The sequence below is a fragment of the Micromonospora matsumotoense genome, from assembly GCF_900091525.1.
GTDB classification, from domain to species: Bacteria; Actinomycetota; Actinomycetes; order Mycobacteriales; family Micromonosporaceae; genus Micromonospora; species Micromonospora matsumotoensis.
Window position 1 is genome coordinate 25661 of record NZ_FMCU01000002.1, and the last position, 21363, is coordinate 47023.

The 21363-nt window shown below is 73.8% G+C and carries 20 protein-coding genes; 9 read left to right on the forward strand and 11 right to left on the reverse strand.

Annotated elements, in window-relative coordinates:
- Positions 1-143: 143 nt before the first annotated feature.
- The 3 genes from GA0070216_RS03840 to GA0070216_RS03850 form a co-directional block, all read right to left on the reverse strand.
- Positions 144-800, reverse strand: a complete 657-nt coding sequence (locus GA0070216_RS03840) for an HNH endonuclease family protein (RefSeq protein ID WP_091239061.1) — start codon at positions 798-800, stop codon at positions 144-146.
- 103 nt (positions 801-903) lie between these two features.
- Positions 904-1809 (reverse strand): RNA polymerase sigma-70 factor, encoded by a 906-nt coding sequence (locus GA0070216_RS03845; protein ID WP_091240732.1) that lies wholly within the window; start codon positions 1807-1809, stop codon positions 904-906.
- 65 nt (positions 1810-1874) lie between these two features.
- Complete coding sequence (locus GA0070216_RS03850) at positions 1875-2618, reverse strand: SDR family oxidoreductase (protein ID WP_091239064.1); 744 nt, start codon at positions 2616-2618, stop codon at positions 1875-1877.
- Positions 2619-2898: 280 nt separating this feature from the next.
- Here GA0070216_RS03850 and GA0070216_RS03855 point away from each other — a divergent pair, with 280 nt between their 5' ends.
- The 5 genes from GA0070216_RS03855 to GA0070216_RS03875 all read left to right on the forward strand — a co-directional run bounded on the left by GA0070216_RS03855 (position 2899) and on the right by GA0070216_RS03875 (position 5729).
- Positions 2899-3693 (forward strand): dienelactone hydrolase family protein, encoded by a 795-nt coding sequence (locus tag GA0070216_RS03855; protein WP_091239067.1) that lies wholly within the window; start codon positions 2899-2901, stop codon positions 3691-3693.
- Positions 3694-3795: 102 nt separating this feature from the next.
- The gene (locus GA0070216_RS03860) at positions 3796-4065 is read left to right on the forward strand and encodes a GlsB/YeaQ/YmgE family stress response membrane protein (protein WP_091239071.1); all 270 of its coding nucleotides are present in this window, start codon (positions 3796-3798) and stop codon (positions 4063-4065) included.
- 12 nt (positions 4066-4077) lie between these two features.
- Positions 4078-4338: a metal-sensitive transcriptional regulator gene (locus tag GA0070216_RS03865; protein WP_245722289.1), complete on the forward strand. Its 261-nt coding sequence runs from the start codon at positions 4078-4080 to the stop codon at positions 4336-4338.
- A 117-nt stretch (positions 4339-4455) separates the two neighbouring features.
- Positions 4456-4848 (forward strand): YgaP family membrane protein, encoded by a 393-nt coding sequence (locus tag GA0070216_RS03870; protein ID WP_425413129.1) that lies wholly within the window; start codon positions 4456-4458, stop codon positions 4846-4848.
- The gene (locus GA0070216_RS03875) at positions 4845-5729 is read left to right on the forward strand and encodes a sulfite exporter TauE/SafE family protein (protein WP_091239077.1); all 885 of its coding nucleotides are present in this window, start codon (positions 4845-4847) and stop codon (positions 5727-5729) included. The genes GA0070216_RS03870 and GA0070216_RS03875 overlap by 4 nt, the downstream gene beginning before the upstream one ends.
- A gap of 25 nt (positions 5730-5754) precedes the next feature.
- On the opposite strand, the gene GA0070216_RS03880 is transcribed toward GA0070216_RS03875, so the two are convergent.
- The 3 genes from GA0070216_RS03880 to GA0070216_RS03890 all read right to left on the reverse strand — a co-directional run bounded on the left by GA0070216_RS03880 (position 5755) and on the right by GA0070216_RS03890 (position 12359).
- Positions 5755-10560 carry a caspase family protein gene (locus tag GA0070216_RS03880; protein ID WP_091239080.1) on the reverse strand — a complete coding sequence of 1602 codons (4806 nt, stop codon included), beginning with the start codon at positions 10558-10560 and terminating at the stop codon, positions 5755-5757.
- The gene (locus tag GA0070216_RS03885; RefSeq protein ID WP_091239083.1) at positions 10557-10916 is read right to left on the reverse strand and encodes an effector-associated constant component EACC1; all 360 of its coding nucleotides are present in this window, start codon (positions 10914-10916) and stop codon (positions 10557-10559) included. The genes GA0070216_RS03880 and GA0070216_RS03885 overlap by 4 nt, the downstream gene beginning before the upstream one ends.
- Before the next feature lie 204 nt (positions 10917-11120).
- On the reverse strand, positions 11121-12359 hold the full coding sequence (locus GA0070216_RS03890) for a PucR family transcriptional regulator (RefSeq protein ID WP_091239087.1): 1239 nt from the start codon (positions 12357-12359) through the stop codon (positions 11121-11123).
- Positions 12360-12443: 84 nt separating this feature from the next.
- Here GA0070216_RS03890 and GA0070216_RS03895 point away from each other — a divergent pair, with 84 nt between their 5' ends.
- Positions 12444-13535 carry a ferredoxin reductase gene (locus tag GA0070216_RS03895; protein WP_091239090.1) on the forward strand — a complete coding sequence of 364 codons (1092 nt, stop codon included), beginning with the start codon at positions 12444-12446 and terminating at the stop codon, positions 13533-13535.
- Between the two features lie 14 nt (positions 13536-13549).
- Positions 13550-14695: a fatty acid desaturase family protein gene (locus GA0070216_RS03900; RefSeq protein WP_091239094.1), complete on the forward strand. Its 1146-nt coding sequence runs from the start codon at positions 13550-13552 to the stop codon at positions 14693-14695.
- Positions 14696-14875: 180 nt separating this feature from the next.
- Here the strand turns inward: GA0070216_RS03900 and GA0070216_RS03905 are convergent, their stop codons facing one another.
- Entirely contained in the window at positions 14876-15892 is a 1017-nt protein-coding gene (locus tag GA0070216_RS03905) for a hypothetical protein (RefSeq protein WP_141723005.1), read from the reverse strand.
- A gap of 259 nt (positions 15893-16151) precedes the next feature.
- On the opposite strand from GA0070216_RS03905, the gene GA0070216_RS03910 reads away from it, so the two are divergent.
- Positions 16152-16472: a DMT family transporter gene (locus tag GA0070216_RS03910; protein ID WP_091239099.1), complete on the forward strand. Its 321-nt coding sequence runs from the start codon at positions 16152-16154 to the stop codon at positions 16470-16472.
- 190 nt (positions 16473-16662) lie between these two features.
- Here GA0070216_RS03910 and GA0070216_RS03915 read toward each other — a convergent pair whose 3' ends face one another.
- Positions 16663-16842, reverse strand: coding sequence for a hypothetical protein (locus tag GA0070216_RS03915; protein WP_091239102.1), 180 nt, complete (start codon positions 16840-16842; stop codon positions 16663-16665).
- 116 nt (positions 16843-16958) lie between these two features.
- A complete protein-coding gene (locus GA0070216_RS03920) occupies positions 16959-17672 on the reverse strand; it encodes a polyamine aminopropyltransferase (protein ID WP_091239106.1) in 714 nt (237 codons plus the stop codon).
- Positions 17673-17886: 214 nt separating this feature from the next.
- Here GA0070216_RS03920 and eccB point away from each other — a divergent pair, with 214 nt between their 5' ends.
- Positions 17887-19272 carry a type VII secretion protein EccB gene (gene eccB, locus GA0070216_RS03925; protein WP_091239110.1) on the forward strand — a complete coding sequence of 462 codons (1386 nt, stop codon included), beginning with the start codon at positions 17887-17889 and terminating at the stop codon, positions 19270-19272.
- Between the two features lie 24 nt (positions 19273-19296).
- Here eccB and GA0070216_RS03930 read toward each other — a convergent pair whose 3' ends face one another.
- The gene (locus GA0070216_RS03930) at positions 19297-19902 is read right to left on the reverse strand and encodes a class I SAM-dependent methyltransferase (RefSeq protein ID WP_091240740.1); all 606 of its coding nucleotides are present in this window, start codon (positions 19900-19902) and stop codon (positions 19297-19299) included.
- A 157-nt stretch (positions 19903-20059) separates the two neighbouring features.
- Entirely contained in the window at positions 20060-20674 is a 615-nt protein-coding gene (locus tag GA0070216_RS03935) for a methyltransferase domain-containing protein (RefSeq protein WP_091239114.1), read from the reverse strand.
- Positions 20675-21363: the final 689 nt, after the last annotated feature.

The following is a 21363-nucleotide window of genomic DNA, read 5'->3' on the forward strand; positions in this document are numbered from 1 at the left end:
CGCGGGCAGTGCCCGACCCGGGTGCCCGGACCATGGGGTCCGGGCACCCGGCGCGTCCCGGGGGCGCACCGCGTGCGGGTGGCGGGGGCGGTGCCCCGCCGGCCCCGCCTCCGGCGGACGGCGGCGCCTGTGGGCGGGGCGGGTCAGTACGCGTAGGTGACCGAGATGGTGGCGTTCGGGCAACCACCGGCCAGGCTGGTCAGCGCGCTCTTCTCGGCGCTGTCGACGGTGAGCCGCCAGCGGATCTTGGTGGCGACCCACTCGTTGACGTACCGGCACCGGGCGGCGGCGTACGGCGGCAGCCAGCTGGCCGGGTCCTGGTCGCTCTTGGCCTGGTTGACGTTGTCGGTGACGGCGGCCAGCGGCCGGCTGTCGCCGAGGTCGTTGGCGTACGCCTGGCGACGGCTGGTGGTCCAGCTGCGCGCGCCGGAGTCCCACGCCTCGGCGAGCGGCACCATGTGGTCGATGTCGAGGTCACCGGTGGCGGTCCAGTAGGCGTTGTCGTAGTAGGAGTACCAGCGTCCCCCGCTGAGGGCGCAGCCGCTGCCGACGGTGGGTGCGCCGACCGCCTCGGCGAGCAGCACCTCGTCGCGGGTGGTGCAGCCGTCGCCGTCGGCGTCGACCCAGTGCGGGAAGAGGTCGCGGCTGTAGCCGGTGCGGTTCTCGGCGGCGACGGTGAGGTTGGCGACGGCGGTGGTCAGCGGGGCGGAGTAGCCGGCGGCCTCGGCGGGGTGGGCGAGGCCGGTGGTGGCGAGGACCGCGGTGAGGATGGTCGCGGTGGCGCGCAGGCGTCGGTTCATGGTGCTCCGTCCGGGTGAGATGCGGAATCCCTGCCACATGTATAGACGGGTGTCGAACGAACGGTCCAGCGGGCGACGCGTGAACGGTGGCGGAACTCGCCGGTCAGCGGCGGGCCGGCAGCCGACCCAGTTTGTCCGGGTTGACCACCAGCAGCAGCCGTTCGATGCCTCGTACCGTGGTGTCCAGCGTGATCAGGGTGATCGGGCGGTCGGTGGCGACCAGCAGCCCCGGGCCGCCGTTGACCTCGACGAGGTCGATCGTCGTCCCCCGCCAGTACTTGCGCCGCACGTTGTCCAGGAAGTTCGTCACCCGGGCCGCCCCGCACACGTCCCGGCGGGACGCGTGCACCCGGCCGCCACCGTCGGCACGGGCCACCACGTCGTCGGTGAGCAGCCGCTCCAGCGTGGCCAGGTCACCGTCGCGGGCTGCGCCGAGGAACGCCCGCACCAGTTGCCGCCGCCGCTGCGGCGGAGCCGGCGGGGACCCCTCGACGGCGAGGTGCCGCCGGGCGCGACTGGCCAGTTGCCGGGCGTTCGGCTCCGACGTGCCGAGCACCTCGGCGATCTCCCGGTACGGGTAGTCGAACGCCTCACGCAGCACGTACGCGGCCCGTTCGGCGGGGGCCAGCCGCTCCAGCAGCAGCAGGACCGCGACGTCCAGCGCCGCCGCCCGTTCCGCGCCCAGGGTCGGATCGGCGCTGGTGTCGACCGGCTCGGGCAGCCACGGCCCCACGTACGTCTCCCGGGTGGCCCGCGCCGAGGTAGCCGCGTTCACCGCCAGCCGGGTGGTCGTGGTGGTCAGGAAGGCGGCCGGGTTGCGTACCCCGCTGCGCTCGGTGCCCTGCCAGCGCAGCCACGCCTCCTGCACCACGTCCTCGGCCTCGACGACGCTGCCCAGCATCCGGTAGGCCAGCCCGAACAGTCTCGGCCGCACGTCGAGGAACGCGGCCAGGTCCGCCGCCGCGACAGCCGGTGGCCCGTCGGCAGCAGTCCCGGGCCCGGTCGTCATCCGCCTACCGTAGGCGGTGCGCCGCGCGGGCCCGACGTCACCCGACGCCGGGCCCGCGCACAGGGTCAGCGCGCGCGCCACTCGGCCAACCGGGTGCCACCGGTACGCGCGCCGTCGCCGAGCGGGACCAGCGACTGCTCCGCCAGCAGCGCCCCGAAGTAGCGCCCCTGCGGGTCGGTGACCACCGGCCGGGGGTCACCGGCGGCGGTCAGCGTCTCCCGGCCCAGCTCGTCCAGGGGGAACCGCTGCGGCCCGGCCAGCTCCACGATCCCGTCGACCGGTGCGCCGACGGCGATCTCGGCCAGCGCCGTCACCACGTCGTCGGCGGCGATCGGCTGGATTAGCGCCGGCGGCAGACGCACCTCGTCGCCCACCACGGCCGCGTCGACGATGGCCGGCACGAACTCGAAGAACTGGGTGGCGCGCACCACCGTCCACGGGATGTCCGCCCCGGTGATCAACGCCTCCTGCGCCACCTTGGCCCGCATGTAGCCGCTGTCCGGGATGCGGTCGGTGCCGACGATCGACAGCGCCACATGATGCCGTACGCCGGCCTTCGCCTCCGCCTCCAGCAGGGTCCGGGTGGACGTCTCGAAGAACGTCAGGACGGCCGTCTCCTCGAACGACGGCGAGTTCGACACGTCCACCACGACGTCGGCGCCGTCGAGCGCCTCGGCCACCCCCGCACCCGTGAGCGTGTCCACCCCGGTACGCGGTGAGGCCGGCACCGCCTGGTGGCCCTGCTGCCCGAGCAGCGCCACCAACCTGCTGCCGATGAGTCCGCTGCCCCCGATGACGACGATCTTCATGGTCGGTCCACTCCCTGTTCCGTCCGTGGCGGTCCTACCGCCCTGCACCACTAACGACCGACCGGACCGCCGATCCGTGACAGCTCCGCCCGGCACGCCGTCCACCCGCCGCTTTCCGGGACGCCGACGGGCCGCACCCCGCCGTCCGGCCCGCCCACCGCGGGGCCGCCCCACCAGTCGCCCGTGCGTCACCGGGGACGCGATGCTGCGCCCCGTCGGTCGGTCCGGCACCGGGTAGCGTGCCCGCGACGGGTGCGCCGGCACCCGGTGAGGAGACACCATGGCGGGCACGACGACGGTGGAGGTTCCGACCAGTGACGGCGCGGCCGACGCGTACCTGGCCCGGCCGGACGGCGACGGGCCGTTTCCGGCGGTGCTGTTCTTCATGGACGCCTTCGGGTTGCGTCCCCGGCTCGCCGAGATGGCCGAGCGGATCGCCGCGCGGGGTTACCTGGTGCTGGTGCCGAACCTGTTCCACCGGACCGGCCGGATGCCGCAGTTCGACCTCGCCGACCTGGCCGATCCGCAGCGACGCGGTGAGCTGTTCGGGCAGATCGTGCCGCTGATCAGCACGCTCACCCCGGAGCTGGTGGCCCGGGACACCGGGGCCTATCTGGGCTTCCTCGCCGCCCGGGGCGACGTCGCACCGGGACCGGTGGCGATCGTGGGTTACTGCATGGGCGGCACCAACGCGTTGCGCGCGATCGAGGCGCACCCGGACCGGATCGCGGCGCTGGCCAGCTTCCACGCCGGCCGGGTCGTCACCGACGAGTCGGACAGCCCGCACCGGGGAGTCGGCACGGTCACCGGTGAGCTGTACTTCGCCCACGCCGACCGGGACGAGTCGATGACCGCCGACCACATCGCGACGCTGGAGGGGGCGCTCGACGCCGCCGGGGTCAGCTACCGCTCCGAGGTGTACACCGGCGCCCCGCACGGCTTCACGATGGCCGACACCGCGATGTACGACGAACAGGCCGCCGAGCGACACTGGACGGCGCTGTTCGACCTGCTGGAACGGACCTTCCGGGGGACGGCGCGACGGTCGGATGACGGTCCCCACGCGAGCGCATGACAGTCGCGTGACATTTGGCCCGCAGCGTCCCACCGTGGTTTCGCCGCCCGCTCACCCGGGGCAGAAGCCAGGTCGACAGCGACTCGAGGAGGGACGACAGACGTGGAAGTACAGGGCTTCTTCACCGCCATCATCATCGGTCTGATCATCGGTGCCCTGGGCAGGCTCGTGGTGCCGGGGAAGCAGAAGATCTCCATCCTGCTCACCCTGGCCATCGGTGTGGTGGCCGCGATCCTCGGCACGCTGGTCGCCGGGGCGCTCGGCGTCGACGACACCGCCGGCATCGACTGGATCGAGTTGTTCATCCAGGTGGTCTTCGCGGCTCTCGGCGTCGCCCTCCTCGCCGGCACCTACGGCCGACGTCGGCACTGACCCACACCCCACGTGCCGGCCCGCCCCTCCCCGGGGCGGGCCGGCGGCAGTGGGGGGAGGGGGCAGCTCAACGCCGTGATCGAGATGATGGAGAACGGCGAGGACTGCCGGGAGGCGTCGACCCAGCTCGCGGCGGTCTCGAAGGCCATCGACCGGGCCGGCTTCAAGGTCATCGCCTCCGGGCTGCGGCGCTGCGACGCGGCGCGTGCGCGTGGTGAGACTCCCGAGATGACCGAGGCCGAACTGGAGAAGCTCTTCTGGGCGCTGGCCTGACCCGCGAACGGTGTTCCGGCCGGCCCGCCTGAGTGCGTTCCCGGTGGGTGGTCCGTGCCCGAGGCAGCGCATCAGTCTGTCGTTCTTATACCCCCCGGGGTACAAGCGGACGAGGAGGTGGTGCTGATCTGCCGCTCCGGCGCGCGGGCCGGCCAGGCCGGGCGGGCGCTCGCCGCCGCCGGCCTGCCCCACCTACGGGTCCTCGACGGCATGCTGGCCTGGGAGAGGACCTCGGCCCCCGTACGGCGGGGCGCCCCCCGCTGGGACCCGGAACGGCAGGTACGCCTGGTCGCCGGGTCGGTGGTGCGGGTCAGCGTCCTCGGCTCGATGCTGGTGCCGGGGCTGAAGTGGGTCGCCGCGCTGCTCGGCACCGGGCTCATCGTCGCCGCACTCACCGACACCTGTGCGCTGGGCCTGCTGCTGGGCCGGCTGCCGTACCACCGGGGGGCCGGTGGCGACCTGGACGGCGTCGTCGCCACGCTGCGCGGTGACACCGGACGGCAGGGGTGAGCGCGGCCCTGCCGCTGACCGTCGGGTTGGCCGTGCTGGTCGGGATCAGCCTCGGCCTGCTCGGCGGCGGCGGCTCCATCCTGGCCGTACCGCTACTGGTCTACGTCGCCGACCTGCCGCTACGGGAGGCCATCGCCACCTCGCTGCTTGTCGTCGGCGTCACCAGCCTGGTCGGGGTGCTGCCGCACGTGCGGGCACGCCGGGTCCGCTGGCGTACCGGGCTGGTGTTCGGGCTCGCCGGGATGGCCGGGGCGTACGTCGGCGGGCGGCTGGCCGGTCACCTCCCGCCGACGTTCCTGCTCACCGGCTTCGCGGTGATGATGCTGGCCGCCGTCGCTGCCATGATCCGGGGTCGACGCGCCGCCGGGGAGGCCGGGCCGCCTGGGCTGCCGCTGGCCCGGGTGGTCGCCGACGGGGCGGTGGTCGGGCTGGTCACCGGCCTCGTCGGGGCCGGCGGCGGGTTCCTCGTGGTGCCCGCGCTGGCGCTGCTGGGCGGCCTGCCGGTGCCGGTCGCGATCGGCACCTCGTTGGTGGTGATCGCGATGAAGTCCTTCGCCGGTCTCGCCGGTTACCTCTGGACCGTCGACGTCCACTGGCCGCTGGCGGTCGCCGTCACCGCCGCCGCAGTGCTCGGCAGCCTGCTCGGCGGGCGGCTCACCAGCCGGGTGCCGGCCGACGTCCTGCGCCGGTCGTTCGGCTGGTTCGTCCTGGTCATGGGCGGTTTCGTGCTGGCCCGGCAACTGCCCGGCGGGGTGCGGACCGACCCGGCGCTCTGGACCGGGCTGGCCGGCCTCGCGGCCGGCGCGGCGCTCGCCTCGCTGGCTTGTGCCCGACGTGCCCCGGTCGGGGCCGGTCGGGAAGCGCCCCGCCCCGCCGACTGACCACCCGGCCGGGCCTCCGGCGCGGTCACCGGGGGCGGCGGCGCTGGCTGGCCATCTTCTCCATGCCCTGCCGGGCCTGGACGGTACGCAGCAGTTTGCTGGTCTCCTTGTGGAAGTGGCTGCACTGCTTTCCGAACTCGCCCACCGACTGGTCCTTGCTCGCCTGGAGCCGCTGTTCGGCGTACTCCAGCCAGCTGTGACCCTCCCACGGGCACGGCTCGGCGATCGGATCGGCCGAGGAGGTCAGTTGGGCGGCCAGCAGGATCGCCCGGGCCATCAGGAACATGGTGACCGGGGTGACCCGGCCGGCCAGGTGGACCTGCTGGAACACCCGGCACCCGTCGAAGAAGTGGAACGCCTTCACCGCCTTCTCGGGGTCCCGACGCAGCTCCGCCATCCGCAGGTAGACCGCACCGAGGCCGCGCAGGAGCTGCACCTCGGTGAAGTTCTCCCGGAGGAGGTCGGCGATCGTCGAGTGGGACTCGTCGGTAACCTCCCGGTCGGCCGGCAGACGCACCCGAGGTGTGGGGTGGAAGACCCGGTTGAGCTGGTCGGCGAACTCGCTGCCCTCGGCGATCCGCCACACCCCCCGGTCGGCCAGGCTGGTGACCATGGCGTCGCCGCTCCGTCGCCGGTTGAGCATCCTCGCGACACCCTCGATGTAGCCGCCGTTGCTCATGATCTCGGTGGCGACGTTCTCGACGTCGCTCCAGGCGATCTCCCGGTCCAGCTCCAGGTCCACCCGGGTCCGCAGGATCACCAACTGCTCCAGCAGCGGACCCTCCCGCTCCTCGGCGGCGAGCAGCTCGCCCGCCTCCAACAGCAGCGGGCGCGGGTCGGGATTGTTGCGCGGCCAGCCGAAGTGGGCATACCCGACGATGGCCTCGACCATGGCCAGCCCGTACCGCAACCGTCCCCGACCGTCCGACGCGGTCACGATCAGCCGCCGGTACGTCTCGATCGCCTGGCGGTACTCCCAGATGTAGCGGTGGAACTCCGCCCGGACCTCCAGCACCCCCGGATGGTCCGGCCAGCGCTGCTCGGCGGTCCGAATCAGCTCCCAGACCGCGCTGTTGTCGACGTCGTTACGCCGGTGCACCCCCTGCTCGTCCGGCAGCTTCTCGCCCACCCCCAGCCAGCGCCGGTACTGCCGCTCCAGCCCCACCTCCATCTGGAGCAGCTCGATCGAGTGGCTGAACCGGCGCAGGTGCCCGTCGAGCTTGTCCCGGCGGATCCGGTAGACCCGGCGGATGTCGACCAGATCCTCCGGCCGCAGCCTCTTTCTGCGCTCCAGGCGTTCCACGCCCTCCGGGGTGGCCGCGGCCAGCAAGTTACCCTCGCTGCTCCACCGGGCCCGGTGGCACCACAGGTCGAGCACCGCGTGGTGCCAGGTGGTGTGTTCCTGTTCGGCCAGCCAGTTCTGCACCTCCTTGATCCGGTGCAGCAGTTTCTGGTCCCTGGGCCGGGTCCGGGGGGCGTCGCCGCCGCGCGGGGACGCGTCGATCTCGGCCCGCCAGCCGCCCAGCTCCCGCTGGATGCGCAGCTCCCGCAGCAGCGACCGGGCGCCCGGTCGGTCCTCGTGGGCCCGTTTCGCGCACTCCAGCGCGACCTCGGCCTCGGTCGTCGCCTCGGCGAACCTGTTGTTGCGGCGCAGACAGTGCGCGACGAACAGGTGCACCTCCGCCTCGATCCCGGGGAACAGCGGGAACTCGCCGTCGGTCAGCACCAGGGTCATCGTCCGTCGGGCGGCCTCCAACTGGCTGACCACGTCCGGGTCGCTCCGGTGCACGGCGTGCAGCAGCCGCCACACGTACATCCGGGTGTCGCCGGGCCAGCGGGCCGGCGAACCCCAGGCCGCCGTCAGCTCCTCGACCACCCGCCGGCCCGTCGCCGCCTGGTCGGCGTAGGTGGGCTGCTCGGCGACGAGCAGCGTCGCCACCCCGCACAGCCGCATGCTCCACAGCCCCCGGTCGCTGTCCGACCCGGACAGGGCCAACCCCTCGCTGACCGCCGCCGTCGCCTCGGTCAGCGTCGCCACCCGCTCCGCCAGGGTGCGCTGCTCCCGGGCACGGCCGCACAGCAGCCGGTGGCGCATCTGCAACACCGCGAACCGGTCCCGCAGGGTGACCGGCTCGGGCATCAGCGCGAACAGCTCGAACGCGGTGCCGAGCGTGGCCCGCGCGGCCGGCACCCGGCCCGAGGTGAGCTGGAGGTCGACGGTGTTCAGCAGCCAGGAGATGGCCACCGTGATCAGATCCGGCCGGCTGCCGCCGGCCACCCGGGCGCACTCGGCCAGCACCGGCGCGGCCCGCTCCCGGGCCGGCAGCAGGCTCGTCCCCGCCCGCAGCCGGCGGCCACCGATGAACAGCGCGGTGTCGATCGACTTCAGCAGCCGGTGCGACAGCGCGTCCCGCGCGGCCAGCCCGATCGCCTCCGCCACGGCGTCGGCGGCGGCCACGAACGCCTCGCGCACCTGCTGACTCTGCCCGGTGGCCCGCATCGCCTGGTTGAGCCGGGCGGCACCGGCGACCACCGGGTAGCCGGTGGCCCGGACCGGCCTGTCGGCGGGGGCGTCCGCCTCGGCCGGCGGCGCGACGGCGTCGGTCGGAGTGGTGACCGGCTCGTCGGTGGCCACGACGGCCGTGGCCTCCAGCAGCACCGGGCTGAACGCCGCGTCGCCGGAGTGCGCGGCGGCGAGCTTGGTCAGCGTCTCCCGCAGCCGGGGGTAGCCGGCCACCATCGCCTCGTCGAGGCAGCCGATCGCCCGGTCGACGCCCTTCATGACGTGCCGGTCGGAGTTGGCCGGATGCCGTTGCCGCTGCCGCAGCATCGCCATGATCAGGGCGAACATCGCCTCGGCCACCGGCTCGTCGAGCTGGTCGGGGGTGAGTTCGGCACCGTCGACGAGCGCCCGACCGTAGACGTTGTTGCCGCCGCTGCCGCGCAGGGTGGCGGTCAACGCGTTGTTCAGCGCGTGCCGGGTCGACCGGCCCAGGTCGTGCCAGAGGGTGCCGTCGTGCTCCTGCTGGGTGAGGATGCGCGCCTCGACCAGATGGTGGGTGGCCTGCGGGGTGAGCCCGCAGCCCATCGCTTCGAGCAGCTCGGCGGACAGCCACAGCCCGTCGGTGATCGCCCAGGCGGTCAGCACGGCCAGCGCGCCGGGCCGGCCCCGCTTGCCGTCGGTGCCGGTCCACAGCGCGAAGCAGTCGACGTCGCGCAGCCCGGCGCCGACCGTGGCGGCGGAGCGGCGCAGCAGCGCATCGACGAGGTGTTCGACGCCGGGCTGTTCGATCCGCTTGTTGAGCACGTCGTTGGCGAGTTCGTCGACCCCGTTGTGCAGCACCCCGGGCAGCCGGACCAGCTTGTCGTCCAGCTCCGTCCAGAGCCTGCCCTCGGCGAGCCCGGTGATGGTCAGGCCGCCGCCGTACAGCGGGTCGGCGAGCACCTGGTCGACCAGCGCGGTGGCCTCGTCCTCGCTGAGTTCCCGCAGCTGGATCACCGGCAGGTAGCGCAGCTTGATGTCGCCGCTGACCTGGACCTCCGCCCGGGTGGCGATGATGACCAGCGCCCGGTCGAACACCGACAGCTTCAGCAGCCGGTCCAGCTGCGCCCGGACCGCCTCCGGCCGGGTGCCCAACCGGGACCCCTCGACGAACAGGATCAGCCGGCGGCGGTGCAGCTGCCGCTGCAACTCCTCGGCCAGGGTCATCCGGACCGCGTCGGCGTAGTCCATGCCGTAGTCGGTGACGTCGTCGATGGTGACGTCGAGTTCCCGGGCGAGCACCCCGAGCACCGGCTCCGGCGCGCTGCTGTTGGGGATGTCCAGCCGCAGCAGCGCCACCTCGTCGAGCTGCCCGGCCTCCTCCGCGAAGCGGGCCAGCACCTCGTCGACGAAGTACCGCTTGCCGGCGTGCCGGGGCCCGACGACCGGCAGCACCGCCCCCTGCGGCACGCGCAGGCTGGCCCCGCCCCGGGCCAGTTCCGGCACCCGCCCGGCGAACGGCACCTGCCGGGCCGGCCAGGCGCTCTCGAAGCCGGCCCGTTCACCCTGGTCGGCGGGGGAGCCCAGCGGTCGGTGGGGAAACGGCACCGCACGCCGCTGCGGCCGACGCCACGCCGGGTTTTGCACCCAGCCCCGGTCGAACTCGACCGGGCTGCGGGCCGGCGCGGGATAGCCCGCATCAATGAGGCGTTCCCCGGCCTCCCGCAGCACCTCCGCCGGGCTCAGCCACTCGGGCGCGTCCTTCCGGCCGTGCTTGAGGGCCCCCAGCAGGGCCCAGGTGAACGGGGTGTGCAGATCGTCCGGGCCGGCGTCGAGCGCCGGTCCGCTGCGGACGGCCGCCATCAGCTGCCAGCCACGGTCCTCGTCGAGGTGCAGCGCCTCCGACGGCAGGTCCAGGCTGGCGTTTCCCGCGTGGCAGCAGTCGAGAATCAGCAGGCACCGCTGGGCGTCCGTGCCCCTGGCCGCCGCCACGAACCTGTCCACCGGGAACTCTTTGCCGGAGGTGTCCGCAGCCTCGTGGGGAAGGAGTCGTAGCGACCGACCCACCAGGACGGCGTGACCGGCGAAGTAGACCACCAGCACGCCGTCGCGGCCGACGAGTCGGGCCGCGTCCTCGACGTAGCCGGCCAGGTCGTCGGCCGTGGGGTCGGACACCACGGCGATCCGCCGCTTCGGCAGCCCCCAGGCGGCGGCGAACGCCTCGGTCAGGGCGGTGAGGTTGTCCTTGACGGCGGGAACGGCCAGCCCCAGATGGGGGTAGGAGCTGACCCCCAGCAGGACGGCACGGGACTGGGCCGGATCGAACCGTGGTTGGTGCGCAGCGGTCACCGCAGACCCTGTTGGAGCACCGCGATGACGTCCTCGGCCGTGCCGCTGGCCTCGATCTTCACCTCCCGGGTGCCGTCCGGGCTGTCGGTGAGGGTGACCGTGACGGTGGTGTCGCCCCCCCGGCGGGCGCCGCGCCGGGCCTGGAACCAGTCGTACACCGCCTGGATCACCACGGGCAGCAGGACGTCCTGGCCGATGAACTCCAGCACCTCGGCGGCCCCGAGGGTGCCCGGTTCGGGTGCGCGGTGGATCAGCCGGACCCGGGCGTCACGCAGCTCCGGGTCGGCCACCAGATCGTCGCGAAGGTCGTGCACCGGCGACTCGTCGGAGTCCGAGACCGAGAAGATCAGACGCATGCCGCCATCATGGCCCATGCCGTCACGCGGTGTCAGCCGCCGGACGACGTCCTGTCGTCCTGTCGACACAGTCCCGCCGACCGTCCACCTCGGACCACCGCCACGGCCGAGCCCGGTGGGAATTGCGCGGTGGGCGGACGGTCCGATGTGGTCCGCGCCGGCCCCGGGCGGGCGGGACGGCGGGGGCGTGGACAGCGCGCCGACTCAGGAACCGGCGGGCCCGGTGTCCCCGGCGGGCGGGAACGCCAGCGCCACGGTCAGGTCGAGCACCGTGCCGGGCTCGTGTAGCCGGTCGCCGTACAACTCGCGCAGCCGACCCATCCGGTAGCGGACCGTCTGCGGATGCACGAAGAGGTCGGCGGCGACGTCGTCGCGGCGGCCCTGGTGCAGCAGCCAGGAGCGCATCGTCTCGGCCAACCGCGCGGCGGTGGCCGGCGAGAGCCCGGCCAGTGGTGCGAGCACCTGGGCGCGCAGGTCGGCCAGCGCCTCCGGGTCGGTGTGCAGCACCAGCCGGGCGAGGTGCTGCTCGGTGTCCAGCGCGGTGCCGTCCGGTGGTTGCGGCACGCCGAGGACGAGCGCCTTCAACACCCGCTGGTACGACCGGCCCACCGCGACCCAGGGGCGGTCCGGCCCGAGCACCGCGCGGTGCCCGTGCAGCATGGTGCTCAGCCGCCGACGTCGGCTCCCGTGCATGTCCGGCACGAGCAGCAGCGCCGCCTCCTCGGTCCACTGCGCCCCGGGCAGCTCCTCGCCGCTCTCCAGGGTCTGCGGGGGGAGTACGGCGAGCACGGCGCGCAGGCTGCTGCGCGGCAGCACCACCACGGTCAGGGTCTGCGGCGGCGACCACTCGGCCCGTTCGGCGCTGCGCCGCAGCACCTCCTCCGGCTCTCCGGCGAGCAGGTGCTGGGTGAGCCGGTCCAGGTCGCGCCGCCGGGCCCGGCCGACGTTGGCCAGTTCGTCGGAGTGGCCGGCGACGCTGGCGGCGGAGAGTTCGTCGATGTAGGCGAACATCAGCTCGGCGAACTCGGCGACCGTCTCGGCGGACAGCCCGCTGCGCACGGTGGTGGTGGACACCTCCCGCCAGGCCACCCGGGCCCCCACCCGGTACGCGGCCAGCAGCGCGTCCATGCTCCGACCGGCCCGTGCCTCCCCGGCGCCCAGCGCGTACGCGGCCTCCAGCCCCCGGCTCAGCGGGGTGTTCGGGTCGGCCACCCCCGACCGCTCGATGAGCTGGAGGAAGGTGCCCAACGCGATCCGTACCGCGTTCTCGATCTTCTCGCGCATCTGGCCGGTGAGGGTGCCGGAGTAGGCGGGCACCTCGGCGGTGATGGTGGTGACGGTGTGCGCGGCCACCAGCGGCAGTCGTCCGCGTAACCGCTCGGCCACCTGGGTGTCGAGTTCCAGTCGGCCGCCGAGGTGACCAGCTGCCCCTGATTCCGACATGTTGTTCCCTCCGCACAAGTTACCGGGTCCGATTCACCTTCCTGGGTCAAGATGTTATGCGGAAAAGTGAGCACTCTGGGAGTCATGACCACCACCGTCCCGCGTCCTGCGGCGAAGACGTCCGTCCGGGACCGGCTCCTGCGGCTGGCCGAGACGGTCACCACCCCGCTGCTGCCGGAGGACTACCTCGACCTGGTCGCGCCGTTGCGTGCCGGGGCCGCCCTGCGCGGGCGGATCGTCGCCGTCGACCCGGAGACCCGGGACGCGGCCACCCTGACCATCCAACCCGGCCGCGCCTGGCGCGGCCACCGCCCCGGTCAGTACGTCCGCCTCGGCATCGACGTCGACGGGGTACGGCAGTGGCGGGCCTACTCGGTGACCTCCGCCCCCGGTCGTCCCGACGGTCGGATCAGCGTCACCGTCAAGGCCATCCCGGACGGCCGGGTCAGCAACCACCTGGTCCACCGGACCCGGGTGGGCACCATCGTCCAGCTCGATCAGGCGCTCGGTGACTTCGTCCTGCCCGATCCGGTCCCGGCCCGGGTGCTGTTCCTCACCGCCGGCAGCGGCATCACCCCGGTGATGGGCATGTTGCGCTCCGGCGCGGCCACCCGGGCCGACGTGGTGGTGGTGCACTCCGCGCCGACCCCGGACGACGTGGTGTTCGGCGCGCAGTTGCGCGCGCTGGCCGCGCAGGGCGACATCCGGCTGGTCGAGCGGCACACCGACCGGCACGGCCTGCTCGGCGTCGACGAGCTGGCCGACCTGGTGCCCGACCATCTCGACCGGCAGACCTGGGCGTGCGGCCCGGTCGGCATGCTCGACGCGGTGCAGGAGCACTGGGCGGCGGCCGGCGTCGCCGACCGGCTGCACACCGAGCGGTTCCGGCCGACGGTCATCGCCCCCGGTGAGGGCGGCACCGTCACCTTCACCCGGGCGGGTCTCACCCTCGCCGCCGACGGCGGCACCCCCATCCTCGACGCCGGTGAGGCCGCCGGGGCGCTGATGCCGTCCGGCTGCCGGATGGGTATCTGCTACGGCTGCGTCCTGCCGCTGCGCCAGGGCGCGGTGCGGGACCTGCGCGACGGGACCCTCACCACCGCGCTCCCCGGCGACGGTGTGCTCATCCAGACCTGCGTGTCGGCGGCGGCCGGTACCTGCGACATCGATCTCTGACCAGGAGGCCGGACGTGACCGTCATCCAGCACAAGCCCGTCAACCCGATCGCCCACCTGAGCGCCGAGGACATCGAGATCCTCGGCAAGGAGCTCGACGCCATCCGGGACCGGGTGCTCGCCGAGCGTGGCGAGAGCGACGCGGCCTACATCCGCAAGGTGATCAAGACCCAGCGGACGCTGGAGATGAGCAGCCGTGCGGTGCTGCTCTTCTCGCTCTTCCCGCCGGCCTGGGTGGTCGGCACCGCCGGCCTGGCGGTGGCCAAGATCCTGGAGAACATGGAGATCGGCCACAACATCCTGCACGGCCAGTACGACTTCATGCGCGACCCGAAGATCCACTCCACCACCTGGGAGTGGGACCACGTCTCGCCGGCCGAGCAGTGGAAGCACTCGCACAACCAGCTGCACCACACGTACACCAACGTGCTGGGCAAGGACAACGACCTCGGGTACGGCATCATGCGGGTCGACGAGGACCAGAAGTGGTACCCGCTGCACCTCGGCCAGCCGCTCTGGAACTTCGTCAACGCCTGCTTCTTCGAGTACGGCATCGCCGCGTACGACCTGGAGCTGGGCCGCAATCTGCGCAAGGGCCGGCACAAGACCCCCGAGTTCCGGGCCCGGCTGCGCGGGGTCGGCCGCAAGATCCGCCGCCAGGTGCTCAAGGACTACGTCATCCACCCGCTGCTGTCCGGCCCGTCCTTCCTCAGTACCCTGGCCGCCACCTTCACCGCGAACCTGATCCGCAACGTGTGGAGCCACTCGGTGATCATGTGCGGACACTTCCCCAACGGGGTGGAGACGTTCTCGAAGACGTCGATCGAGGGGGAGACCCGGGGCGAGTGGTACCTGCGGCAGATGCTCGGCTCGGCCAACATCAGCGGCAGCCGGCTGATGCACATCATGACCGGCAACCTGTCCTTCCAGATCGAGCACCACCTCTTCCCCGACCTGCCCAGCAAGCGCTACCAGGAAATCGCCCCGCAGGTGCGGGCGCTGTTCGACAGGTACGGGCTGTCCTACACCACCGGCCCGCTGCCCAAGCAGGTCGCCTCCGCCTGGTGGAAGGTCATCCGGCTCTCCCTGCCCAACCGGGCGGTGGCCCGACCCGGCACCGACGAGCGGCCGTCGCGCGCCCTCGCCGCCTCCGGAGTCTGACGCCGGAGGCGGCGGCCCCACGGCGGTCGCGGTGTCCACCGCCGGCCGCTGGTGGAGCCCCGCCGGACGGGTCGAGCCGACGCCGACGCCGGGCGGCCGGACCGTCAGCCGTCCCCGTCGTCCCGGCCGGCCAGCTCCGCCGCCCGGCCGGGACGCGGGCCGGGCCCTCCGCGTGGCCCGTCAGCAGCCGGTCCAGCGCACCGGGGTGAGCCGGTCGCCGACGGTCCAACCGACCACCGTGCCGTCGTCCGCGATCGCGCTCGCCCGGACGAAGCGGATCTCGTCGGTCACCCCCGGCAGCGGCGTCACCCGGTCACCGTGCCCCACCGCCGACTCGCCGAGCACCACACCGCTGGCCGTCACGCCGTATATCCGCCACCCCACCGCCGGGTGGACCGGCGTCGCCGCCCCGGTGCGCAGGTTCCACCGCTGTGGGGTCCCGTCGCCGTCCTCCGGGGTGTCGTCCACCCCACCGGCGGCCCAGTCACCCCGGCCCGTGGCCGCCCAGGCGCGGGGCTTGCCGGGCACGCTGAGCCAGCGGATGCCGCCGTCGGGGCGACGTACCCAGCCCGCGTAGCTCGGCGGGCCGCCCGGCCCGACGGAGGTGCCGACGATGCTGCCGTCGTCCAGGACCGCGTTGGCGACCCCGTCGGTCAGCGGCGCGACCGTCTCGACCGTGCCCGGCCGGTCCGCCGGCCACCGCAGCGGGAGTTGGCTCTCGGTGGCCTCCACCGAGCCGCGTCCCACGATGTCGCCGTGCGCGTTGATCCCCATGGCCCAGACGTTCGAGACGGTCCCCGGGACGGGTAGTTCGGTGAGCTGACCGTCCCGGTAACGCCAGGGGCGGTACGTCGCGGAGCTGGACCCGTTGCCGATCACCACGCCGGCCGGGTTGATCCCGGTGACCTCCCCGGCCAGCGGGGTGTCCACGGCGGTGACCCGGCTGCCGTGCCAGAGCAGCAGCACCTGCTCCCACACCCCGTCGGTGATCCGGGTGCCGATGCCGGCGATGAACCGGCCGGTCGGGTCCACCGCCTGGGCCTCGCCGTGCGTCACCCCGGCCGGCAGCGGCAGTGGGTGCAGCCCGCAGTACCGCAGGCTGTCGCGGCGGGGGCCGGACACCGCCGTCCCGGGCAGGCCCAGGGCGGCGGTGAGCAGGCCGACGGCGGCTCCGGCGAACACTCGTTGACGGATCATGGTGGCTCCCATCGGACGTGGTGGTCCCGGCACCCGCCCGGTCCCGCTCCGGCGCGGTTCGGGCCGGCGACGGCCGGGGTCCCGGTGCGGTCGACCGGGGTGACCCGGACGACGGTGACGCCGGTATGACGGTCGAGGCGGGGGCCGGGTTACGAAGTGTCCGATACACGACCGGCCGGTCGCCGGTCGGCCCCGCGCCGGCCGCCACCGGGCCGCCTCGCCGGTGCGGGATCATGGGGTACGCAGCGGAGGGAGTGAGATGGCCTACGTGTTCCTGCTGATCGCGATCAGCGCCGAGGTGGCCGGCACCAGCCTGCTCAAGGCGACCGAGGGGTTCACCCGGCTCTGGCCCACGGCCGGTCTGGCCGTCGCCTACCTGCTGGCCTTCGGCATGCTCGCGCTCGCCGTCCGGGACATCCCGGTCGGGGTGGCGTACGCCATGTGGTCCGGGCTCGGCACCGCCGCGATCGTCGCGATCGGGGCGGCCTTCCTCGGCGAGCCGTTGAGCGTGTCGAAGGTGGTCGGGGTGGGCCTGATCATCGGGGGAGTGGTGGTGCTCAACCTCGGCGGGGCACACTGAGCCGGCCGCCCCTGGCGTCTGAGCCGCCGCCGCAGGGCCGCCGGCGATGTCCGTGACGGTCAGCAGCCGGTCCAGCGCACCGGGGTGACCCGGCCGTCGTGGCGGCGCGCGTGGGCCGATGCCGAGGAGACGGCGGGACCCGGGTCCCGTACGAAGGGACCCGGGTCCGTGACGCGGCTACCGGTACCGGCTAGCGGCGGCCCGCGGAGTGCCGGTGCACCGACTGCCGTCCCCGCAGGAACGCCAGCACGATCACCACCAGCAGTGCGACGAGACCGATGATGGCCAGCCAGCGGACCGCCTCCAGGAGCAGCCCGAGCAGAATGAGCGCGCCGCCGACGACACCGACGACGAAGAGCATGGCCCGCATGTCCCACCTCCTTCGACAGCACTGACCGGGCGGCATTCCCGTTTCCGGCCGCCGTACCCCTCGACCGGCAGCGCGTCGTACCTGCCCGCCCGGTGGTGCCGGGCGGGCAGGAGCGGTCAGCGTCGGGCGACGTAGACGGTGTTGGCGGACTGCCCGCCGGTCAGCGGGTTGGCGAACGGGACGACGTGCGCCTGCCAGGTCGGGAACACCTCGGCGAGGACTCCGCCGAACGCGTCGTCCGGCGGGTCGTCCGACCAGAGCGCGAACACCCCGTCGGGCAGCAGCAGGTCGGCCAGCCGGCGCAGGCCCTCGGTGGTGTAGAAGGCGGCGTGGCTGGGGTGCAGCACGTTGCGGGGGGAGTGGTCGACGTCGAGCAGCACCGCGTGGAAGCGGCGGCCCGGCCGGTCCGGGTCGAAGCCGCTGCCGTCGGCGACGGCGGCGAAGAAGTCCGCCCGGACGAACCGGGTCCGCGGGTCCGGGGCGAGGCCGGCGGCGAAGGGGAGCAGTTGGCGGCGGTGCCAGTCGATGACGTCCTCGATCGTCTCCACCACCAGCACCGAGCGCACCCGGGTGTCCTCCAGGGCGGTACGGGCGGTGTAGCCGAGGCCGAGACCGCCGACCACCACGTCGAGCGGCTCGTCACCCAGCGGGGCCAGGCCCAGCCGGGCCAGTTCGATCTCGGCGACCGGGAAGAGGCTGGACATCAGGTACTCGTCGTCGAGCTTCACCTCGTACACGTCGACGTCGAGGGCGGGGTCCCGTCGCCGGCGCAGACTGATGGCGCCGATCGGGGTCTCCCGCCAGGCCAGTTCCTCGAATCGCACGCCCACCTGGCCACCCTTCCACCGTCGTCGTGCCGGGATGGTACCGGGGCGACCGGTTCGGATCGGTATCGGCCCGCGCGCCCGCACCGTCGGGCCCGGACCCGTCCCCGGCCGGCGCACCGTGGTGGACTCCGCGGACGCCACCGGGCCGCGACGGAGGGTCAACGGGACATCGACGCAGCGCATATCCTGTCCGCCGAAGACTCGCGGAAGGGACGCCATGCCGTCGCGGCAGGACCAGCTCCACTCCTACCAGTTCACCGTGCAACGGGCCGTTGCCGCCCTGGTCATGCGGGAGACCGACCCGGCGCGTTCGCCGTTTCGTCGGCTGGCCGGGGCCGGGTTGGCCAGTGTCCTGGTCGCGGCGATCGGGCTGGGTGGCTTCGCCCTCTACGGCCTGTTCGCCGGTGGCGGGTCGAAGTGGCGCGATGCCGGTGCGGTGATCGTGGAGAAGGAGTCCGGGGCCCGGTTCGTCTACCGCGACGGCCGGTTGCACCCGGTGCTCAACTATGCCTCCGCGCTGCTGATCGTCGGGGCGGACCGGTCGCACACCGTGCTGGTGTCGCGCCGGTCCATCGAGGGGGTGCCGCGTGGACTGCCGCTGGGCATCGCCGACGCGCCGGACTCGCTGCCGGCCTCCGGTCGGCTCTCCACCGCCCCGTGGACGGTCTGTTCGCTGGAGCCGGCCGAGGCCGTGCGGGCCACCCCGCGTTCGGCGCTGCTGATCGGACGGGAGGCGACCGGCGGGCGGCGACTCACCGAGGAGGCGGTCCTGGTGCGGCACCCGGACGGCACCCTGCACCTGATCTGGCACCAGCGCCGGCACCTGCTGCGGGACGCCGCCCGCGTGCTCGCGGCGCTGGCCGCCACCCGGGAACGCGCGGTCCCTGCCGCCCCGGCGTTGCTCAACGCCCTGCCGGCGGGTGTCGACCTGGCCCCGCCCGCGCTGGCCGGTCTCGGCGAGCCTTCCGCCGAGGTCGCCGGTGCCGCGGTCGGTGATGTCTACCTGGTGCGCAACTCCGGCGGTGGCCGGCAGTACGCGGTCGCCGAGCGGGACGGCCTGGCCGGCATCACCGAACTCCAGGCGGCCCTGCTGATGGCCCGCACCGGTCAGGGCGAGCCGGCACCGATCACCCTGGGCCGGTTCGCCGCGCTACCCAAACTGCCCGATCTGGTGCCGGCCGGCCCGACCGCGCCGCCGCCGGCCCCACCGCGCCTGGCCGGCGTCGACGGCGGCGCGCTCTGTGCCCGGGTCGGGGCCGACGGCACGGTCCGCGACGTCCGGATCGGCACGACCGTGCCGGATCTCTCGGCCGCCGCCCGCACCCCCGACGGCTCGGGCGGGGTACGCGTGGACCAGGTGCTGGTCGAGCCGGGGCGGGGCGCGGTGGTCGAGTCGGTGGCCGCGCCGGGCGCCGACGGCGGTGCGGTCTCCGTGGTCACCGACCTGGGCCGCCGGTACGTGCTCGCCGACGCTGAGGTGCTCGGCATGCTCGGTTACCAGGGGGTGACCCCGGTGCGGCTCCCCGCCGGCCTGGTCAGTCTGGTCCCCGCCGGCAGCCCTCTCGACCCGGCCGCCGCCCGGGCGGTCGCCGCCCCGTCCTGACCGATACCGCCCACCCCGGGCGGTTCAGTCGGCCGGGCGGCGCAGCAGGCTGACCGCGAAGTCGGCCTCGTCCCGCCAGGGGCGCAGGTCCCAGGTGGCGAAGCGCTGGTCGAGGCGGAGGCCGGCGGCGGCCACGTCGGCGTCGAAGTGGTCGAGCCGGTAGCCCCGGTCGAGACCGAAACCGACCAGCACCACCCCGTCGGGGCGCAGGTGGGCGGCGATCCGGGCCAGCACGGTCGGTTCGGTGCCGGCGGCGACGAAGGCCATCACGTTGCCGGCGACCACGGCGGCGTCGAAGGGTTCGCCCTCGCCGGCCCCGGCGAGATCCAGCTCGACGAGGTCGGCGACCAGCCAGCGGGGCCCGGGGTGGTCGGCACGGGCCGCCTCGATCAGGGCGGGATCGGCATCGACCCCGACCACCCGGTGCCCCCGCGCGGCGAGCGCGGCGCCGACCCGACCGGTGCCGCAGCCGGCGTCCAGGATCCGCGAGCCGGGGGCCACCACGGCGTCGACCAGGCGGGCCTCACCGGCCAGGTCGGCACCCTCGGCGGCGAGCCGCCGGAACCGGTCGATGTACCACTGCGAGTGTTCGGGGCCGGTCTCGGTCGCCCACCGGGTCGGGTTGGTCATGTCGCCACGGTAACCGGCCGGCCGGGTGTCACACGGCGCCCACGGCACCCCCGGTGCCGGCGTACGGCACCCCGGACCGGCCCGCGGCGGGGCGGGGGTCCGGGGCGGTGCCGGCACCGGCCGGCCCGAGGCTGGGGCGACCGGTTCGCGACGGGGCTCAGGGCAGTTGGGCGACGGTGACGAACTCGTTGTAGGTGAAGACCTTGCCCATCGACCGGGGGAACGGGAAGGAGTACTGCTTGACCACCGTCATGCCGAGATCCCGGGCGGCCTGTGCCGCCTCGTCGAAACCGACGAACCGGACATGGGTCGCATCGCTGGCGTACCCCCGCTCCTGGGGGGTGATGAAGACCGCGGTGCCGCCGGACCGCAGGAACGGCAGGTAGCCGGAGATGACCTCCAGCGCCGCCTCGGCGGGCAGGTGCTCCAGCAGGTGGGCGGCGAGCAGCGCGTCGAACGCGCCGGGCCGGGCGTGCGGAGACTGGTGGAACTCCTCGATCGTGTACGCCTCCAGGCCGGCGGCCCGGGCGTGCGCCACCGAGGTCGGGTTGTGGTCCACCCCGACCGCGCCCTCACCCAGGTTGGCCAGGTTACGGCCGAGGCCGCAACCGACGTCGAGGGTACGGCCCAACTCGAGCCGCTGGAGGTTCCACCGGTAGGGCGCCTGCACGTCGAGCACCTGCTTCCAGCGCGCGCCACCGAGGCGCTGCAACCGCTGGGTGTAGTCCTCGCCCTCGGTGCCCGCCGCGGTGTCCTGCTCTGCTCGACTCATCGCCGGCCTCTCTGCCGTCGCGGAAACGTCGCCACCCGGCGCGCGTACGGGGCACGCCGCCGGCTGTCGGGTGCCCGCACGGGTGCGGGCACCCGACAGATGCTACGGACCTGGACGGCCATCGTCAGCCCCCGCGAGCGGCGGTTTGACACCGGGTCGAGCCGGGTGACGCTGGGTGTCACGCGGGTTGACCCTGGGTGTCGGCCGGCGCGCCCTCCGGCCCGGTCCGGCCGGGGACATCCGGCGGGACCGCCGGGCGTCGCCCCTGCGCGGGTGGGTGCCGGGTGGCCGGGGTGCGGCCGGCGTGTTCGCGGCTGCCGGGTGCCGGGTGATGCCGGCGGGGGCCGGGCCACCGGTCCGGCCGGCCGGTGCCTGCACCCAGGGTCGCGCCGGGGGAGGCGTCGCCCGGGGTGGGGGCGCGGGCCGGGCCGGGTGGGCCGACGGTCCCGGGGTCGGCCGGCGACCCTAGGATGGTGGCGGCGAACGGCCGCGGTAACCCACCTGACCTGCCGTTAAGGTGCCGTCCATGGTGGAAAATCGCCGGTTTGCAGGGGCTTTTGCCGCAAAATTACTTGTCGGTAGGCGCTTAGGATGAAACTCCTTTTCGCGCTAGGGGGATGATCGGCCGAATTTCGCCATCCGATCTTCAGGGTCCGGTGGGCCCTTCGGTCCGACTCCGATCGATGATC

Coding starts and splice junctions, on each gene's coding strand:
- GA0070216_RS03890 (WP_091239087.1), bottom strand. CDS start 12,359: ATGTCGGAATCAGGGGCAGCTGGTCACCTCGGCGGCCGACTGGAACTC.
- eccB (WP_091239110.1), top strand. CDS start 17,887: ATGCCGTCGCGGCAGGACCAGCTCCACTCCTACCAGTTCACCGTGCAA.
- GA0070216_RS03935 (WP_091239114.1), bottom strand. CDS start 20,674: ATGAGTCGAGCAGAGCAGGACACCGCGGCGGGCACCGAGGGCGAGGAC.
- GA0070216_RS03915 (WP_091239102.1), bottom strand. CDS start 16,842: ATGCGGGCCATGCTCTTCGTCGTCGGTGTCGTCGGCGGCGCGCTCATT.
- GA0070216_RS03910 (WP_091239099.1), top strand. CDS start 16,152: ATGGCCTACGTGTTCCTGCTGATCGCGATCAGCGCCGAGGTGGCCGGC.
- GA0070216_RS03840 (WP_091239061.1), bottom strand. CDS start 800: ATGAACCGACGCCTGCGCGCCACCGCGACCATCCTCACCGCGGTCCTC.
- GA0070216_RS03930 (WP_091240740.1), bottom strand. CDS start 19,902: ATGACCAACCCGACCCGGTGGGCGACCGAGACCGGCCCCGAACACTCG.
- GA0070216_RS03850 (WP_091239064.1), bottom strand. CDS start 2,618: ATGAAGATCGTCGTCATCGGGGGCAGCGGACTCATCGGCAGCAGGTTG.
- GA0070216_RS03845 (WP_091240732.1), bottom strand. CDS start 1,809: ATGACGACCGGGCCCGGGACTGCTGCCGACGGGCCACCGGCTGTCGCG.
- GA0070216_RS03895 (WP_091239090.1), top strand. CDS start 12,444: ATGACCACCACCGTCCCGCGTCCTGCGGCGAAGACGTCCGTCCGGGAC.
- GA0070216_RS03855 (WP_091239067.1), top strand. CDS start 2,899: ATGGCGGGCACGACGACGGTGGAGGTTCCGACCAGTGACGGCGCGGCC.
- GA0070216_RS03885 (WP_091239083.1), bottom strand. CDS start 10,916: ATGCGTCTGATCTTCTCGGTCTCGGACTCCGACGAGTCGCCGGTGCAC.
- GA0070216_RS03905 (WP_141723005.1), bottom strand. CDS start 15,892: ATGATCCGTCAACGAGTGTTCGCCGGAGCCGCCGTCGGCCTGCTCACC.